This window comes from Vibrio frigidus, from assembly GCF_042465995.1.
Taxonomy (GTDB): Bacteria; Pseudomonadota; Gammaproteobacteria; order Enterobacterales; family Vibrionaceae; genus Vibrio.
On sequence record NZ_JBCDMC010000020.1, the window covers coordinates 1 to 16,669 of the forward strand.

General features: G+C 40.6%; 16 protein-coding genes, 1 tRNA gene and 1 rRNA gene. 7 read left to right on the plus strand and 11 right to left on the minus strand.

Annotated features, from left to right (window positions below; genetic code table 11):
- Window positions 1–83, plus strand: a 5S ribosomal RNA gene (rrf, locus tag AACW90_RS23115); the annotation flags it as partial.
- A gap of 88 nt (window positions 84–171) precedes the next feature.
- Window positions 172–262, plus strand: a tRNA-Ser gene (locus AACW90_RS21655).
- Between the two features lie 447 nt (window positions 263–709).
- Here the strand turns inward: AACW90_RS21655 and AACW90_RS21660 are convergent.
- The 7 genes from AACW90_RS21660 to lptM all read right to left on the minus strand — a co-directional run bounded on the left by AACW90_RS21660 (window position 710) and on the right by lptM (window position 6,443).
- On the minus strand, window positions 710–1,684 hold the full coding sequence (locus tag AACW90_RS21660) for a sensor domain-containing diguanylate cyclase (protein ID WP_390238831.1): 975 nt from the start codon (window positions 1,682–1,684) through the stop codon (window positions 710–712).
- Between the two features lie 175 nt (window positions 1,685–1,859).
- Window positions 1,860–2,576, minus strand: a complete 717-nt coding sequence (yigB, locus tag AACW90_RS21665) for a 5-amino-6-(5-phospho-D-ribitylamino)uracil phosphatase YigB (RefSeq protein ID WP_390238945.1) — start codon at window positions 2,574–2,576, stop codon at window positions 1,860–1,862.
- A complete protein-coding gene (xerC, locus tag AACW90_RS21670) occupies window positions 2,576–3,502 on the minus strand; it encodes a tyrosine recombinase XerC (RefSeq protein ID WP_390238833.1) in 927 nt (308 codons plus the stop codon). Before xerC ends, yigB begins: the two co-directional genes overlap by 1 nt.
- On the minus strand, window positions 3,477–4,181 hold the full coding sequence (locus tag AACW90_RS21675; protein ID WP_390238836.1) for a DUF484 family protein: 705 nt from the start codon (window positions 4,179–4,181) through the stop codon (window positions 3,477–3,479). The genes xerC and AACW90_RS21675 overlap by 26 nt, the downstream gene beginning before the upstream one ends.
- Window positions 4,182–4,206: 25 nt before the next feature.
- Window positions 4,207–5,037: a diaminopimelate epimerase gene (gene dapF / locus AACW90_RS21680; protein ID WP_390238838.1), complete on the minus strand. Its 831-nt coding sequence runs from the start codon at window positions 5,035–5,037 to the stop codon at window positions 4,207–4,209.
- A 9-nt stretch (window positions 5,038–5,046) separates the two neighbouring features.
- Window positions 5,047–6,300: a diaminopimelate decarboxylase gene (gene lysA / locus AACW90_RS21685; RefSeq protein ID WP_390238841.1), complete on the minus strand. Its 1,254-nt coding sequence runs from the start codon at window positions 6,298–6,300 to the stop codon at window positions 5,047–5,049.
- 20 nt (window positions 6,301–6,320) lie between these two features.
- Entirely contained in the window at window positions 6,321–6,443 is a 123-nt protein-coding gene (lptM, locus tag AACW90_RS21690) for an LPS translocon maturation chaperone LptM (RefSeq protein ID WP_390238844.1), read from the minus strand.
- A 76-nt stretch (window positions 6,444–6,519) separates the two neighbouring features.
- On the opposite strand from lptM, the gene cyaY reads away from it, so the two are divergent.
- Window positions 6,520–6,837 (plus strand): iron donor protein CyaY, encoded by a 318-nt coding sequence (gene cyaY, locus AACW90_RS21695; protein ID WP_390238846.1) that lies wholly within the window; start codon window positions 6,520–6,522, stop codon window positions 6,835–6,837.
- A 71-nt stretch (window positions 6,838–6,908) separates the two neighbouring features.
- On the opposite strand, the gene AACW90_RS21700 is transcribed toward cyaY, so the two are convergent.
- A complete protein-coding gene (locus tag AACW90_RS21700) occupies window positions 6,909–9,443 on the minus strand; it encodes a class I adenylate cyclase (protein ID WP_390238848.1) in 2,535 nt (844 codons plus the stop codon).
- Window positions 9,444–9,798: 355 nt separating this feature from the next.
- Here AACW90_RS21700 and hemC point away from each other — a divergent pair, with 355 nt between their 5' ends.
- Genes hemC through AACW90_RS21720 form a run of 4 tightly spaced genes read left to right on the plus strand, consistent with a single transcriptional unit; the run spans window position 9,799 to window position 13,943 of the window.
- Window positions 9,799–10,737 (plus strand): hydroxymethylbilane synthase, encoded by a 939-nt coding sequence (gene hemC / locus AACW90_RS21705; protein ID WP_390238850.1) that lies wholly within the window; start codon window positions 9,799–9,801, stop codon window positions 10,735–10,737.
- Window positions 10,738–10,739: 2 nt separating this feature from the next.
- Window positions 10,740–11,498 (plus strand): uroporphyrinogen-III synthase, encoded by a 759-nt coding sequence (locus AACW90_RS21710; protein WP_390238853.1) that lies wholly within the window; start codon window positions 10,740–10,742, stop codon window positions 11,496–11,498.
- Window positions 11,488–12,765, plus strand: a complete 1,278-nt coding sequence (locus AACW90_RS21715) for a uroporphyrinogen-III C-methyltransferase (protein WP_390238856.1) — start codon at window positions 11,488–11,490, stop codon at window positions 12,763–12,765. The genes AACW90_RS21710 and AACW90_RS21715 overlap by 11 nt, the downstream gene beginning before the upstream one ends.
- Window positions 12,762–13,943 carry a heme biosynthesis protein HemY gene (locus tag AACW90_RS21720; protein ID WP_390238859.1) on the plus strand — a complete coding sequence of 394 codons (1,182 nt, stop codon included), beginning with the start codon at window positions 12,762–12,764 and terminating at the stop codon, window positions 13,941–13,943. Before AACW90_RS21715 ends, AACW90_RS21720 begins: the two co-directional genes overlap by 4 nt.
- A 72-nt stretch (window positions 13,944–14,015) precedes the next feature.
- Here the strand turns inward: AACW90_RS21720 and AACW90_RS21725 are convergent, their stop codons facing one another.
- From AACW90_RS21725 to AACW90_RS21735, 3 genes are all read right to left on the minus strand, one after another.
- A complete protein-coding gene (locus AACW90_RS21725) occupies window positions 14,016–14,624 on the minus strand; it encodes a tRNA-uridine aminocarboxypropyltransferase (protein WP_390238861.1) in 609 nt (202 codons plus the stop codon).
- A 1-nt stretch (window position 14,625) separates the two neighbouring features.
- The gene (locus AACW90_RS21730) at window positions 14,626–15,654 is read right to left on the minus strand and encodes a COG3650 family protein (protein WP_390238864.1); all 1,029 of its coding nucleotides are present in this window, start codon (window positions 15,652–15,654) and stop codon (window positions 14,626–14,628) included.
- Between the two features lie 95 nt (window positions 15,655–15,749).
- Window positions 15,750–16,568 carry a Cof-type HAD-IIB family hydrolase gene (locus AACW90_RS21735; RefSeq protein WP_390238867.1) on the minus strand — a complete coding sequence of 273 codons (819 nt, stop codon included), beginning with the start codon at window positions 16,566–16,568 and terminating at the stop codon, window positions 15,750–15,752.
- Between the last annotated feature and the right edge of the window lie 101 nt (window positions 16,569–16,669).

The window sequence follows — 16,669 nt, forward strand, 5'->3', positions numbered from 1 at the left end:
CCCATGCCGAACTCAGAAGTGAAACGCAATAGCGCCGATGGTAGTGTGGGGTCTCCCCATGTGAGAGTAGGACATCGCCAGGCTTTAACATCGTTTTTATCTTTTAGAAAAAGATGAAGGCAAAAACAATCAAAGCTAAGTTTTATAAGACTTTGATTGTTAGCAAAATTCGGAGGGATGGCTGAGTGGTCGAAAGCACCGGTCTTGAAAACCGGCAAGGGTTTGTAGCCCTTCTAGAGTTCAAATCTCTATCCCTCCGCCACTATCTAAGCCCTAGTCGAAAGACTGGGGCTTTTTTTATGTCCTAAATTCCTCGCGAATACATTTTTATCAATTACAAACTTACCTAGCATTAGTGCAGTTGTGTTTATTTAGCTGCGGCATTTTAACATTTTCGATCCAATAAACTTGTATGACTATGTTATGAATGCTTGCCATGGGCATAACCCTCTCTACGCGGATATAGAACGCTACGCGCTTCCGTATTGCCCCTGTTGTGCTTTTGGATAGCTTATAGGGTAAGTTTCCTTAATATAAATCTGAAAAGGTAGCTAAAGCGTCTGAAGAGGTTTTTGATGGATAGATATCATAGTGGTTGAAGGAAATCTATTCCTATAAAAATGAAGAGGCGTAGTGACAATAACAGGCGCTAAAGTCACTACTATATCTTTGGGTAAGTGTTAGGTCATACACATTGAGGCTTATTACATTAATAACAGATTTGGTTTCTACCGTTATCTTTCGCTCGGAGTAAGGCTTTGTCGGCAGTACCCAGCATTTTTTCGTAGATCTCTGAGGGAGTAAGATCGATTCCAGCGATGCTCTTCTCACCAAATGTAGAAACACCAACACTTATGGTTACTGGACCAGAATTGGTTGTGACACATTCTTCAATCCCCATCCGTAATCGTTCAGCCGCGAGTTGTGCCTCTTTATGGTTGGAATTGAACATGAGCACGATAAATTCATCACCACCAAATCGACCTATGATGTCACTGTCTCTGGCTACATTTCGTAGCGTATTGGAAATATCTAAAAGGATTTTATCTCCTTCAAGATGGCCGAGACTGTCGTTAATTACTTTAAAATTATCTACGTCGACCATCGCTAAAGATATTGGCATATGTTCTCTAGCCGCGATTAAAAGTTGTTGTTCAAAGATCTCCGCGAAGGCAAATCGATTGTATAGAGAAGTATGAGGGTCATGCCTTGAGAGGTTTTTAAGCTCTTCATTTCTGCGTTTTAAATTTTCTTCCGTTTCCTTTAGCTGTGTGACATCGGTGTGAGCGCCAAGAATACGTATCGCTTTACCATTCTTATCCCTTAGAGCGAACCCTCGACATTTTACCCATACAGTTGAACCATCTTTATGTTTATATCTTACAATTTGATTATACGGATGAGCTGGGTTCTCACAATGAAGTTTAAAATTGTTTAATGCTCGCTCCATATCTTCTTGATTGATGACTTCGCGCCAGTCCGAGAGTGAATGTTGTTTACTGGTTGGGTCATAGCCCAGTACCTTCCAGAAGTTGTCGCTCATCCATTTATGTTCTTGATTCTCTAAATCCCAGAAAAATACACCATCAAGACAGCTGGTTTGCAAGAACTGAAATATAGCAGGATCTTGCGCTAGTGTGTTTTGCAGCTCTTTTTCTAGATAGTGCGGTTCTTTTTTTTCCATTATTCAGGCTCTTTATGTAATTCTCTAATTATACTAGCTATAAAAACTATCAAAGTAATAAGAAACCGTTTTTTTTGTTCAAATTCTTTGATTGAGGCAATAGAACAACAAAGTAAGTGTATTTACGATGCAAGGTTGTAGAAATTGGACTAAGGTCTTGGGATCGATAGGATCGCTATACTAAATACAAAAGTTCACTCACATTTTCAATTTCTATATCCGGAAGAACTCTTGCTTGGTGGTGTTCGGCAATAGGTTTCATTGACGTGTTAATCCAGCATGTTGAGAAGCCACATCTTTTAGATCCACTGACATCCGAAATCAAATGGTCACCAATGTGTAAAATTTGTTCTTGAGGGAGGTCTAGGTAGTCACTCGCAGCTAAAAACATGTCTGGGTAAGGCTTTGAACGTCCATCTGGCCCCGCTTTTAACACCAAATCGAAATACTGGCTCAGCCCTATTTCATGCACATCTACATTGCCATTGGTGATAGCTATTAATGGGAACTTTTCTTTCAATGCTTGCAGTGTTTGATGTGATTCAAAGGGAACATCGACCTGATTACGCAACCATAAAGCGTGCTCTATTCCTTCTTCTGATGCTTTTTTAGCTTTTAGATTATTGTAACCTAATTGCTTTAAACCCTGTTCGATCTGTGTTTTTCTCCAGAGAGTCATGTCATGCTTAAGCTCTGGACGAGTCTCGGCTAACTGAAGTTTTAATTCCTTCCATTGCTGGAACGATAGTTGAGCTGAGATTGGATGGTGTTGACGAAGCCAAATAGCCATTTCACTTTCTACTTTGCGTATTACTGGATGATTGTCATATAACGTATCATCGAGATCAAAACTAAGTGCTTTTATTGAATTTAGACGTCGATATACCTTCATCATTTCTCTTTTTTCTTGAAAGCTCTAGGGTGCGCTTTGTCATACTCTTGAGCTAGGTGCTGAAAATTTAAGTGAGTGTAAACCTGAGTCGTAGAAATGTTCTCATGTCCAAGTAGCTCTTGAACGGCACGTAGGTTGCCACTTGACTCTAGTACATGAGTGGCAAATGAATGGCGCAGTTTATGCGGGCTAATATGGCTAGACACACCTTGCTTTAACCCCCATTGCGCCATTCGTTTTTGGACGTTTCTAGATGAGATTCGCCCACCTAATTTCGAAATAAATAACGCTGATTCATCTTTCTTTAGTAGCATTGGGCGAAGCAAGAGCCACCTATTTACCCATTGTTTAGCGTACCCAGAAAACGGAACTTTACGTTCTTTATCGCCCTTTCCTATGACTCGAATCTCTCCGTTACCGTTGCTGATGTCTTTTATATCTAAGTTAATCAATTCAGCAAGACGGATGCCTGTTCCATACATCAGTTCCATCATCGCTCTGTCACGAACAGACAAGGGGTCGGTTTCATCTACTGCTAATAATAGACCCATTTGATCCACATCGAGATTTTTTGGTAACGTTTTTTGTCGTTTTGGAGCGGCAACACCTCTGGCTGGATTGGCGTTAAGCTCACCACGTAAGACTAAGAAATCGAAAAAACTCCGCAGAGAAGAGAGGCGTGTAGCAAGACTGCTCGACTTCATTCCTTGGCGCATGCCTTTACTAGCAACTTGACGAACCCATGCAGCATCAACCTGTTGCCAATCTCGCAAACCGAGTTCAATTAGTTGTTCGGTGACAATTTGCAGTTGTTTTTTGTAATTGTTTTGAGTGTGCAAACTGAGCCCTTTTTCGCTTCTTAAATATTGATAGAAGCGTTCAAGAGGCTCAATAAGTTGTTCAGGCAGACGTGTGGTTAAGGACATTGTTGGCTAGCCCATTTTCCCATTCAAGAGTAGAAACTAGATGAGAAATGACCGTTGCAAGATGACGCAAAAATAGAGTGTCCATACTAGGTTGGAAGTGACCACCATCACTACTAGAAAAAGCGATGACACCAAGTGGCTTCGATTTTTCTAAAGGTAATATGGCAAATGAACCTAGTTCAGGGCAGCGATCATGGTTAAACAATAGATCACGATCTGCTTTTTTTAATCTACCAAGGTAAGCGGTTTTACCATTGAAATGATTGGTCGCAAATCGTTGCCAGTTCTCCATACTAATATGGTGTTTGAGGTTGTCGCAATGTAACAATTTTAAATAAGCTGTAAGAGAGAGCGCTTTTGAAAACTGATTAATGGCATCAACAACCTGAGACAAAGTATGACACTTTAGAATGGTTTCTTGAAGGTTCATAAATTGATGAAAATGTTGGCCGTTGTTAGCTGCCATTGACATTAATTCAGTGATCTCTTCCTCGAGGTCAGCGATTTTCTCTCTCTGCCTTCTTAGTTTTATTTCAACCAACGAGACAATGCCTTCTTGACGGACAGGAAGTGACATAAGCTCTGTGAGCTCTTGTCTTTCCCTGAAAAAATCAGGATGGTCACGTAAATATTGGGCAACAACCTCAGCGGTCATCACATCTGCTTCGCTTAAAGACAAATTTTTTCCTCTGTCATATTGCTAATTAGCACGTTAATTGACCATCAAATACATGGGTAGCCGGTCCGGTCATATAAAGAGGGTGTCCCGGTCCTTTCCATTTAATGACAAGATCACCACCAGGAAGATGGACCTTCACTTCTTCGTCTAAGGATTCTTGATAAATACCGACGGCCACCGCAGCACAAGCACCGCTGCCACAAGCTAAGGTTTCTCCGGCTCCTCTTTCATAGACTCTAAGGTTTATCTCACCTCTATCTATAATTTGCATAAAGCCAGCATTCACTTTCTCAGGAAAGCGCTCGTATGATTCAAGTAGTGGACCAAGTGTTTCAATATCAGCTATCTGAATATCATCAACCGGTGTCACAACATGAGGATTACCCATGCTCACTGCACCACAAAATAGAGTCTGTTCATTGACTCGAATAATGTAGGTTTTCTCGGCTTGCTTAGCTTTGAATGGAATTTTGTTCGGTTCAAATATTGGTTCGCCCATATTCACAGTAACAAAGTCATCCTCTTCAATATTTAGAACCATTTTCCCTTTTTTGGTGCTCACGTTAATATTGAATTTGTTGGTTAGACCTTTCATTCGAACAAACCGTGCAAAGCATCGGGCACCATTACCACACTGTTCTACTTCACTACCGTCAGCATTAAAAATGCGGTAGTGAAAATCGGATTCAGGATCATAAGGGGCTTCAACGACGAGTAATTGGTCGAAGCCAACACCGGTGTTTCGATTCGCCAAACGACGGATGAGATCTGGGGAAAAGAAAATATTCTGCGTAATGCAATCTACGACCATAAAGTCGTTGCCCAGACCGTGCATTTTAGAGAAATGGAAATGCATATTTTCTAGTTACTCCGGTAAAATGTGTTCATCACGCCAAAGGTCAATATACTCTTCACGTTTACGAACTAGATGTACTTTATCCCCGTCGACCATTACTTCTGCTGCTCGTCGACGAGCGTTATAGTTTGAAGACATTGAGAAGCCGTATGCACCTGCAGATCTTATTGCCAACAGATCGCCCTGCTGTATTAATAGGTCTCGGTCTTTACCTAAAAAATCACCGGTTTCGCAAATAGGGCCGACTATATCGTATGCTATTGCTTCTCCTTTTCTAGGTGATACAGGCACTATATCTTGCCATGCAGAGTATAGTGCAGGACGCATTAAGTCGTTCATGGCTGCATCAACTACCGCAAAGTTTTTAAATTCGGTGTGCTTTAAGTATTCGACTTTTGTCAGGAGAATACCTGCGTTTGCGGCAATTGCGCGTCCCGGCTCAAAGATTAATTCAATGTCTGGGTGGTTAGTTAGGCGAGCTAACAACGCTTTTGCATAATCAGATGGTTGTGGCGGTAACTCATCTTTGTATACAACCCCAAGACCTCCGCCAACGTCTAAATGCTCGATATGAATATTATCGGCAATCAGTTGATCGATCAGTGCTAATAGTCGGTCCGCCGCATCAATGAATGGTTCTATATCAGTGAGTTGAGAACCAATGTGGCAATCTATACCTTGTACATTGAGATTTGGTAGGCTATCTGCAAATCGATACACTTCTGATGCGCGATCAAATGCAATACCAAATTTATTATCTCGTAGACCGGTAGAAATGTAAGGGTGTGTTTTCGCGTCTACATCTGGATTAATTCTAAGAGAGATCGGTGCAATCACACCCATTTCAGAGGCAACAGCGTTGAGTCTCTCTAATTCAGGTTCAGATTCTACATTGAAGCACTTGATATTTAATTCAAGCGCTCTTTTCATCTCTTCAACCGTTTTTCCAACGCCAGAAAAGACGATTTTGGCAGGATCGCCACCTGCAGTTAATACGCGCTCTAGTTCACCACCAGAAACAATATCAAAGCCAGACCCTAAGCGCGCCAATGCGTTTAGCACACCCAAATTACCATTTGCCTTAACGGCATAGCAGACAAGGTGAGGATGTTCGCCTACAGATTTATCAAACGCATTCCAGTGCCTTTCTAACGTCGCTCGGGAATAAATGTATAATGGGGTGCCAAATTGTTGTTCTAAAGTCTGCAGTGAAACTTCTTCAGCCCATAGTTGGCCATCATCCTGATAATTAAAATAATCCAATGTATTCTTTCCTTAACAAATTACGATTGCGTTTGTTCACTTTCTTGTGGCGCATCTTCTGGCGTATAGAGCGATCCTGTATTTCCACAACCAACTAAACTTAATATTGATAACAAGCAGAGTCCCGCGATAATTTTTTTCATGGTGCAATTCGTGATTATTGATTCAATGCCCTCTATAATCGCACTACTAATAAGAAAAGCAATAGGATAGAGCAGGATGAATGATACTGAATATCATCAAATCGTCGATGAAGTGTTTAATCAATTGGAAGAGACTATTGATGATTCTGGTGCGGATATCGATTTTGAAATCATTGGGAATGTAATGAATTTAGAATTTAGTGATAGAAGTCAAATAGTTATTAATAAACAAGAGCCAATGAAAGAGATCTGGTTGGCATCAAAATCAGGTGGTTTTCATTTTTCGTACATCGATGAAAAATGGATCTGTTCAAAAACAGGTTCTGAGTTTTTCTCATTTGTGAAAAATGAATGTGGTAAGCACGCAGGTGAAGATATTAACTGGGAAGAATAAAGACATTTTCTATCAATGCGAATCATTCATTCCCTATTAAATGGGAGTGAATGAGAAGTGTTGCATAATGATTACGCATTAACTGCTTTAGAAGGCTTTGATTGAACGCAATTATCATTGCGGTATGGGGCAACGTAGCTATTGCTAGTGTCATCTTTAGGATGAATAATTTGGTAGTACTGTGGGAGGTTAAAGTTAATTAAACAGAGATCTTCGCTCTCAGTACCATGACTAGAGGTATAGAAACGATTAACGTTATTTATCATGTCATCTTTACTGCCGTTGAACTGGTGGTAAACCTCTAAAGAATTTTCTTCATCTAAAACATAGATGTTGAAACCATCAGTAGTATCTTCGAAAAAGAACTGAACCAAACCTTCACTCGCAAAACTATCGACGACTGGTGGTAAATGATAGTCTCGCTCTTTATCAAGCATTGACAACGGAGATCCGTTTAACTTATTGGTTGATATGCTGCGATAAAAATCTACCGAGTTTTCTAATTTTTGAACTGATACCCCTCTTCTTTCGAAGAATAGACCAAACATTTGATTTGCGACTTTAATCGCTTTGAATTTTCGATTTTTTTGTTCTTCTACTGGCTTCAAACGCATATCAATGCATTCGGCAAGTAATTGGTAAACAGTATTACGAATGACGCCTCTTAAGTTTTTGCTATAGCAGAAAACATCAACTGACTCTGGTGGTACGGCATCTTGGTGCATTTTGCCCAGAATTGTTTTTAATGCATCTAATATTGCGGCATCACCGGTAAAGTGCATGGTTCTAACTTCATGCCAAGAGTTACGATATACCAAGTCAACGCTGCCAACTAAGCTTATGGCTTCTTCACCAAAACTAAATATGTCTACGTTCTTCACGTCAACTTTAAGTGAACGCGGGATATGCTGAGCGCTCGGATCATTCTCGAAGTTGATGAACATTGCCATCTGACTGATTTCACACGGACTGCCTAAAGCCTGCATAGAAGGCCGGCGTTTACGTAAAGAAAAAGTATTGCGTAAATCACTGACCATTTGATAGAACTTGTCTATATCAAGTTGTGCATCTTTTACTACCGAATTTAATCGAGTAGATTCGGTAATTAATCCGTTAAAAAATGACCATGCTACCAATTTACTTAAGTATTCGTTGTGCTCGAGACTTTTGGACCCAATCAGCTTATTTGCGATAAGAGGTTGTTTATAGAGATACCACCCAGACGGGTTTGTACGTCCTTTTTGTACCTGAATAAAACTTAGATCGGGTTCATGAAGGTCCGGCGAAATTTGCGGATTAAGTAACGTTACTTTCCCGGGAAGGACTTCAAAAGCGGCGTAGAGTTTTCTTGCTAATATGCTAATGTCTTGAGGGCTGATAGCTGACGTTATATCGTTGCGCCTAGCAAACTGTATTAGGTTACGATAACTCAGCATTAGAGCTTCAAGTAATCCATCATGGACAACTTTTACCTGTTCTACTTTCCAGTTACGACGGTCATCTAATTCAGCAATGACGTTATGATCCCAATTCCAACTCTTAGTCATTTTACCCAGTATTTGACGACGCCACTCCACAGAGCCAGCACCTGGGGTACGAGAAAGTTTTTCATGGGTTTTTAGGTAGAAACAACGACGAACCAAGTCTAGACGGGTGTAATCTTGAATACGTTCTAGATAAGTAGTGACTTTATCGAGCATGAGATAATAGGAATCCATGCTATATAGGTCAGGTTCATATGCAAAAAATCGACGTTTACTATCGACACTCAAAAGTTGAGTATTCGGGTATTCCCAAGAATAGGCTTCTAAAAGGATGGCCTTTAACACTGATTTGTAAGGGGAGTCGATACTTTTATATAACTGCCATAAGTTCGAACCAAAATATTCTTCAGCAGGAATTCGATTTAGCTCACCAAAGTCGATCCAATCGTAGCAATTGATATGCCCTGTCTTACACAGTTGGTCAACGTACTCTTGATAACATTCCTCCATCTCTGGAGGTACGATTTGCCATAAAAGGCGCTGACCAGCTAACCGAACAGCAGAACGATAGAATTCATCAAGTAATAGTAAGTGTTGAGAGGAACCACAGTTATCACCGGTCATCTCTTCGGAGTGGTTGCTTCTGAAGCGTTCCTCATCCATCAAGAAAAAGTTGGCTTCGATACCGTAACCTTTAGCCCACTCAGTAATGAGTAAGCATTTATTACCAAGATGAGAGCGTTCATCATCGCCCATCTCTGGTGACACACAAACCCATATATCGAGATCACTTGATGTGCTTTGACCGATAGAAGACGTGCTGCCCATGGTGTATAGCCCTAAAATATGAGCTTCGTTATCAGACTCTAAAGGCTCTGATTGGGTAGCTGAAATTTGAGCGATAAACTGTGTCTGAATATCATTTTCTTCTAAAGAATGGACACCATATGGGACGGGTTTGTCATAATAGCCAGGAACAGCGGGATGGTTGTAATGAAGAAGGGTAGGAATAAGATTGAAAACTTGCTTGCCTTTTTGATCCATAATCGCCAACGCGCGCTCGATGCGCTGTTGATTCAGTGAGTCAATTCTACTGATTATTGTTTGGATATAAGCCTGCAAGGTGTATTCCTTGGTCTGATAAATTCTAGTTCTGTTTAGTTTTTATTCTATGTACGCTACAAAACGTGATCAATTTAACACTTTTAGCGAGCGAGGTAAAGATATTACAATTGATATGGTTATTTCCAAGCTACTTACTCACCTTTCATTTCAACCTTCAATCGAGAGTGTCGTAATATAGAGAGCCCTAATATAAGTGTAACTTTTATTGAGATAAACATCACATATTTTTTGTCATTTAAGCAAGAAACAAGCACAATTTATCAGACCTTATAACAATCGATATATGTGACTTAGATTGGATGGTAGGATAATAAAATTGTAATTAATCAAAAAGTAAATATTCGGAATTTCCATGACAGATAACACTCCGGTAAGAATCGCTACTCGTAAGAGCCCTCTTGCTTTATGGCAAGCATATTTTGTTAGAGATGCCTTGCAAGCCGCTCACCCTGGCCTAGAAGTTGAGTTGGTTACCATGGTGACTAAAGGTGACATCATTCTTGATTCTCCATTGGCAAAAATTGGCGGAAAAGGCCTTTTTGTTAAAGAGTTAGAAGTTGCTATGTTAGAAGGACGCGCCGATCTTGCTGTCCACTCAATGAAAGATGTACCAGTAGGCTTCCCTGAAGGTTTAGGTCTTGTCACTATTTGTAAGAGAGAAGACCCGAGAGATGCGTTCGTCTCAAATACTTATGGGTCTATTGATGAGTTGCCGTTGGGTTCGATTGTTGGCACCTGTAGCTTGCGCCGTCAATGCCAGCTTATGGAAGCTCGCCCAGATCTTGTTATCAAAGAATTACGCGGCAACGTCGGCACTCGGTTAGGTAAACTCGATGCCGGCGATTACGATGCAATTATTCTTGCTGCTGCCGGATTAAAACGTCTTGAGTTAAAGGAACGAATTAGAAGCTATATCGAACCAGAGCAATCCTTACCAGCCGTTGGTCAAGGTGCCGTAGGGATTGAATGCCGAGTTGATGATGAGCGCATATTGAAGCTTTTGGAACCATTAAATCACGCCGACACAGCAGATAGAGTACGTTGTGAACGCGCGATGAATCTAACTTTGGAAGGTGGTTGTCAGGTACCTATTGGTAGTTACTCTCTTTTAGACGGTGACCAGATTTGGTTACGTGCCTTAGTTGGGGAGCCAGACGGTAGCAAAATGGTTCGAGGAGAGATTCGCGGAAATCGTAAAGATGGAGAAATCTTAGGTGTCGAGCTTGCCAATCAGCTTCTTGCTGACGGAGCAAAAGAAATTTTAGAAAAGCTGTATAGCGACCACGAGTAAGTATGGCCGTATTAATAACTAGACCGAGCCCAGACGGAGAAGCGCTTTGTGATGCGCTTTCTTCTTGTGGTATCCAAGTTATTTATCAGCCTTTGATTCAATTTTCTAAGGGCAAGGACAGTTATCGCCTCCACAAGGCATTAAAAAATTCTGATTTAGTTATTGCGGTAAGTAAACCCGCGGTTGTATGGGCTAGCAGAGTATTGCAATCTGAAATGCAAACATGGCCTGATTCCACTCGTTATTTTGCCATTGGTCAAAAAACAGCTGATAAACTCAGCGAAGTTACCGCTCAGAAAGTACACTATCCGCAAGTGAGCGATAGTGAGCATTTATTGAAACTTCCTCAGCTATCAACGTTTATCAATACCCAAGTGACAATATTGCGAGGCAATGGTGGAAGGGAACTAATTCGCGATGAATTACTTAAAAGAGGCGCTAGAGTTGAGTATTGTGAAGTATACCAACGTCAAACGCTTCCATTTGACGGACACTCTAGTGTTAAGAATTGGAAAAAAAATAACGTTGACCATATAGTATTGACGAGTGGAGAACAGTTGGACTATTTCTTCAACATGATCCCCAATAATGAGCATAATTGGCTTTTTGAGCAAAGGCTCATCGTGCCAAGCAATAGAATTGCAACGTTAGCTCGAAGGCTTGGGTTTCATGAAGTAGCGGTTTCGGGTAGTGCATCTAACCCCGATTTAGTCGCTGTTATTCAACAGCAATGCACAACAGGACAAGTACATGACAAATAAAAAAAACGGGCAAACAGAACCTGAAAACAACGAACTTCAGTCAAATGATACGGTGTTGAAAGACACGTCTGCAAAAGTAAAAAAGAAGTCGGAAGCCTCTTCTGAGGCCTTGGACGAGAGTAAAAAAGCAGAGAGTGTTGTCGACTCTACCTCTACAAAAGGTACTTTTGACGATCAGCCTGTAAAAAGTGACGAAGATAATCCTCCAATCGTTCCGGTTCAATTTGAAGAAAAACAAGGTAAACGAGGCGTTAAGCTTGGCACTTTGGCCATCGTTATTTCTATTTTATTTGCTGGTGGTGCTGCTTTTGTATTCAATCAGCAGAATGTTCAACATCAATCCCAACTTGCTCAATTAGAAGTGCAAATAAAAAGTATGAGTAATCAGCTAGAGCAGCGACTCTCTTCAACAGAAGCGTTAGCCGCGGCAAAAGCAGATGAAGCATACAACAAAGCAGATACGGCGATTACTCAGCAGCACGAGAGTATCAAAAGTTTACAAGTTGCTTTAGCCGATGTTGCGGGTAGAAGACCAAACGATTGGCTTTTAGCTGAATCTGACTACTTAGTGAAACTAGCAGGAAGAAAACTATTTTTAGAAAAAGATGTGGAGAGTGCGACTCAATTGATGGAGAGTGCTGATCAACGAATTTCTCTGCTCAATGACCCGAGTTTAATGTCATTACGTAAAGAAATGGCAAAAGATATTACCACGCTTAAATCGGTCCCATTAATTGATAAAGATGGATTGGTATTAAGGCTAATTAGCCTGCAACAACAAATTGATACTTTACCGTTAGCGAATGCGATTTTACCGGAAGCACCTGTTGTAGAGAGCAAGAAGGTATCGGCGGATATTTATGACTGGCAAGATAATCTTTTGACCTCATTGACGGATTTTTCTGAACAGTTTATTACCTTCCGTACCCGTGAAGGCAATGTAATCCCGCTTCTCGCACCGAAACAACATTATTACTTGAAAGAAAATGTGAAAGGTAAAATTGAGACAGCAATTCGTGCTGTCTACAATGAGAATCAAGCGATCTACCAAAGTTCATTGAAGACCGCAGATGAATGGACGATGCAGTTTTTTAAACTAGATGACCCTGCAGTAGTGCAGTTTAACAAGTCTATTCAACAGCTTTCTGGTCAAAATATCGAGGTTAAGTACCCCGTTAAACTCGTGTCACAAAAAGCACTTCAAGATGTTATTAATGATCGTCTTCGTCGTCAAGTGACCAGTATGACCATGGAGGATAAACAATGATTCGAATGATTTTCCTCTTTGCGACACTTGGAGTAGGGCTTTTTGTGGGTACTCAGTTTGCTGGGCAACAAGGCTATGTTCTGATTTCCATTGCTGACACAACGATAGAAATGAGTGTGACGACGTTAGTCATTTTTGTTATTGGTATTTTAGCGGCACTTTTTGGCTTGGAATACCTGATCAAAAAAATGTTGAATATGAGCAACACTACATGGAACTGGTTCAGTGTTCGTAAACTTAAGCGAGCTCGTCGAAATACGAACGAAGGGATTGTGAAGCTGCTAGAGGGTGATTGGCAAGCGGCGGAGAAAAAAGTAATTCGTTGGGCGAACCATCATGATATGCCATTACTGTGTTATTTAATCGCGTCAGAAGCGGCTCAAGAGATGGGTGATGATGACAAACGAGATAAATATTTACAGTTAGCGCAGCAGCAAGATAATTCTACATTAGCAGTTGAGTTAACCAAGGCTCGTCAACAAGTTCGTGAACGAAATTTTGAGCAATCATTTATTACCTTATCTAACTTAGAAAGTGCTCATGCTACAAATTCGATGGTACTAAATCTACTTAAGATTACTTATATTAATTTGGAACATTGGGCGCTTTTATTAGAAATCTTACCTAGATTAGTTAAGGCTAAGCTTATTGATTCAGAGGAGCAGTCTAAGCTTTCTAAACAAGCTCAATGTGGTTTGATCATAGAAGTTGCTCAATCGAAAGGCTCTGAAGGTGCGATTGCACTTTGGAATAGCTTTCCTCGTAAGACTCGTCATGATGAAGAAATCATTGTATGTTTAGCTATGCAATTAATAGAACGACAGGCTGATTCTGAAGCCTATAGCTTGGTCGTGGAGTCACTCAAGAAGCAGCATAACGATGCTCTAATCAAGCTAATACCAACTATGAATTTAGCCGATAATTATCCCGCAATTGTGATGTTGCAAGGACTTATCAAGAAAAACGCAGAAGATGCCGTTGCCCATAGCGCAATAGCTAAAGTGTATATGACGAATGAAAAGTGGGTTGACGCGCAGCAACATCTAGAAAGAGCGCTTTCGATTAGAGCGGATGTATCGGATTACTCAGCTTTAGCGACGGTTCTTGAAAAACAAGATCTTACTCATGCGGCAAATGATGTTTCGAGACAGGCGTTGACGTTGATCAGTGCCAAATAAAGACAATTTAGTGCGAAATAACAATATAAAAAAAACCAGTGTAAGCTGGTTTTTTTATATTGTTATTGCCGATTAAGTAATCTGCTTATGACCGCTTTTGTCTGCTTTAAATATCGCCAAATAGTGATGAAAAAAGACATCTAATCTATCGGCATTTATTGGTTCATTAGATAACCTCAATAATTCAGATGCCGTTTCACATGTGCACAAGTGACCTCTATCTTGATTGCGTCGTAATGAGTAATCTGAACTTAATATACCCGATAACTTCATCATTGTTAGTGTCTGCAACCATGGGCTCTTTCGTATCATCTTATTCGCTTCCTGCCATGTTGAATCTAAGATGATAAACAGAGGTGGTTTCTCGTTTATATTGATGATTCGATCGTCAAGAAGAGTGCTTTCATCGCTGGGGAATAGCAGTATCGGTCTATAGTTATTGCTGCTGATAAGCTGGATTAGTTCTTGTGGTGGTGTGACTCTATCCCACGTAAACCTGAGCGTATCAGGCAAGGTCTTTGAAACCAATTTACCTGTATTCGTTTCACGCCTGATCTCGTTGGGATGCATTAATAATGCAATCTTAACCTTGCTTTCAAGGTACGGAGTCTCTTCGCATAGGCAATTAAACTTAAAACCGCATTTTAAGCATGGTTTTATTTGTGATTCTATTTGGGACATTCTATGGCTTGTCTCTATAAAGTGTTAAGCCACCATTTGCGATAGGGTACACGTTGCCATTCACTTTTTCGTGCTTAGCTACTATCTGGTTACCTTGGAGTGTAAATAGGCGTTCGGCGACTATCTGCTGTCCTTGATGGTGTGTCATCACCACTTGAACCTGTTCATTATTTAATTGCTGCCAATAACCAGATTCTTGGATTGGTAAGCCAGCCGCGTAGGAATAAGTGGTTGTGGCCGTATGATCAGAAGATAATTTTAGTTCAATACTGAAGGCAGTTGATTTAGTACTTGTTGCAACATAGCGGTTAACCCATTTTAATGTGGCATCTTTGTTCGCCAAGGTTGCGCAGCCTTGCTTTTCTTCATTTTTGTCTTTAAACGTCGCGCTCCAGCCATAGATACTGTCGCTCATAGAGTCATTACACATTGCTTTCGTAATAGTAAGTTGCCCCTGTCCAAAATGATATTTACGCTCTGTCGGGGTTAAACGAGTTGAAGAGAGTGAAAATCCTCTCTCATCAGCGCCAAATTGCTGGTAACGTGTTTTATCATCGCTAAATTCCATTGACCAGTATGGCTCGTTGCCAAAAGCTTTTGTTGAGCGAAATGGTTGCTCACAACGTTTGGTATTTTCTGTTGTGATAAAATTCATCCCTGAAACGACGAATCGAGCCGAAAAGTCATGATCGAATCCTTTGCCAGATGTTCCTTCTAGGTGACCGATCATTTCTGCATACATGGGCTGGTAGGCTTCTCGGCTGAGCTCCATGGCTTGATTAAATGATTCAGTGCCCATATCTATCCAATATTGCTGGTTGCTGCCGCAAGGAATAAAACTTCGAGTTTCATGACCGACCGTGAGGATTCCTCTCATAATAAACGTAGGCGCTTTAGGTGTATCGGCCTCTTTGCTAAGAGAAATCTGCGTTTTATTCTTTTGAGAAGGAACGAATGTTTCCGATGAGGAAGAACAAGCCTGAATGAGGCTAGCTAATAGCAGTAATATTGAAATAGGTAATAATTTCATAAAGTAAATCCATCTAACTATGTTTCAATCATTATGTCATAACTATTAAAAAAGGTAGCAAAATTGCTACCTTTAATCAAATATAAGACATTGAATTAAAACAAGTGCTCATTCAGATACAGGGCAACGGCGTGGTCTTTATGGGAACCGATAATCTCATTATTGGGCAGTGCTTGTTTTACCTTTTCGTGAGAAGTTTCCATCACAAGACCTTTGCCGGCCATAGATAGCATTTCAACATCATTCATTCCGTCGCCAAAAGCGATACAATTTTCAAGCGTGGATCCTATAGAATGAGCAATCGCTTCTAACGCGGCCCCCTTAGATACACCGTCTGCCATCACTTCTAAACAGGTAGGTGTCGAAAAGGCAACATTTACTTGGCCTTTAAATTTTGCATTCAGTTCATCTTCAAATTGGGTTAAGTATTCGTGGTCTGGGTAAACAAAGAAAAGTTTGGCAATACCTGTCGTGGGCATATTGTCTGCATCTAGAAGCGTGTACTGGAACCCCGAATCTTTATGAAATTTCTTGATGTCGTCATCTTCTCTGTTGGTTAGCCAATGATCATTTTGATAGACATGTATGCGAATTCTTGGATCTTTTTTGATGATATCTGCAATGGGCTGAACAAGTTCTTCATCTACGTTTTTGCTGTACATTAACTCGTCATTTTGATTGTGTACACGAGCGCCATTTGACGTGATCATGAAGGCTGGTATGCCTGCTTGCTCGCGAATCTGAGCGACATCCACATGGTGACGGCCTGTCGCAAAAACGAAGGTAAAACCTTTTGAATGCAGCTCTTGGAGTGTTTTTTTACTGAAGTCACTTAATTGGTGATCGGGAGCGAGAAGAGTGCCATCTAGATCAGAGGCAACAATTTGAAACTGTGTATCGTTTAGTCGGTTCATACAACTCTCTATTAATTAATTATTTGACTCTAGCGGTAGGTAGTTTAAGGCAAAATAGAGATGAAAAAGAGGGTAAAATTGTTAATCTTCTTTTCCCTATT

Coding starts and splice junctions, on each gene's coding strand:
- dapF (WP_390238838.1), bottom strand. CDS start 5,037: ATGCATTTCCATTTCTCTAAAATGCACGGTCTGGGCAACGACTTTATG.
- lptM (WP_390238844.1), bottom strand. CDS start 6,443: ATGAAAAAAATTATCGCGGGACTCTGCTTGTTATCAATATTAAGTTTA.
- AACW90_RS21710 (WP_390238853.1), top strand. CDS start 10,740: ATGGCCGTATTAATAACTAGACCGAGCCCAGACGGAGAAGCGCTTTGT.
- AACW90_RS21660 (WP_390238831.1), bottom strand. CDS start 1,684: ATGGAAAAAAAAGAACCGCACTATCTAGAAAAAGAGCTGCAAAACACA.
- AACW90_RS21730 (WP_390238864.1), bottom strand. CDS start 15,654: ATGAAATTATTACCTATTTCAATATTACTGCTATTAGCTAGCCTCATT.
- yigB (WP_390238945.1), bottom strand. CDS start 2,576: ATGAAGGTATATCGACGTCTAAATTCAATAAAAGCACTTAGTTTTGAT.
- AACW90_RS21715 (WP_390238856.1), top strand. CDS start 11,488: ATGACAAATAAAAAAAACGGGCAAACAGAACCTGAAAACAACGAACTT.
- hemC (WP_390238850.1), top strand. CDS start 9,799: ATGACAGATAACACTCCGGTAAGAATCGCTACTCGTAAGAGCCCTCTT.
- AACW90_RS21735 (WP_390238867.1), bottom strand. CDS start 16,568: ATGAACCGACTAAACGATACACAGTTTCAAATTGTTGCCTCTGATCTA.
- xerC (WP_390238833.1), bottom strand. CDS start 3,502: ATGTCCTTAACCACACGTCTGCCTGAACAACTTATTGAGCCTCTTGAA.
- AACW90_RS21720 (WP_390238859.1), top strand. CDS start 12,762: ATGATTCGAATGATTTTCCTCTTTGCGACACTTGGAGTAGGGCTTTTT.
- AACW90_RS21725 (WP_390238861.1), bottom strand. CDS start 14,624: ATGTCCCAAATAGAATCACAAATAAAACCATGCTTAAAATGCGGTTTT.
- cyaY (WP_390238846.1), top strand. CDS start 6,520: ATGAATGATACTGAATATCATCAAATCGTCGATGAAGTGTTTAATCAA.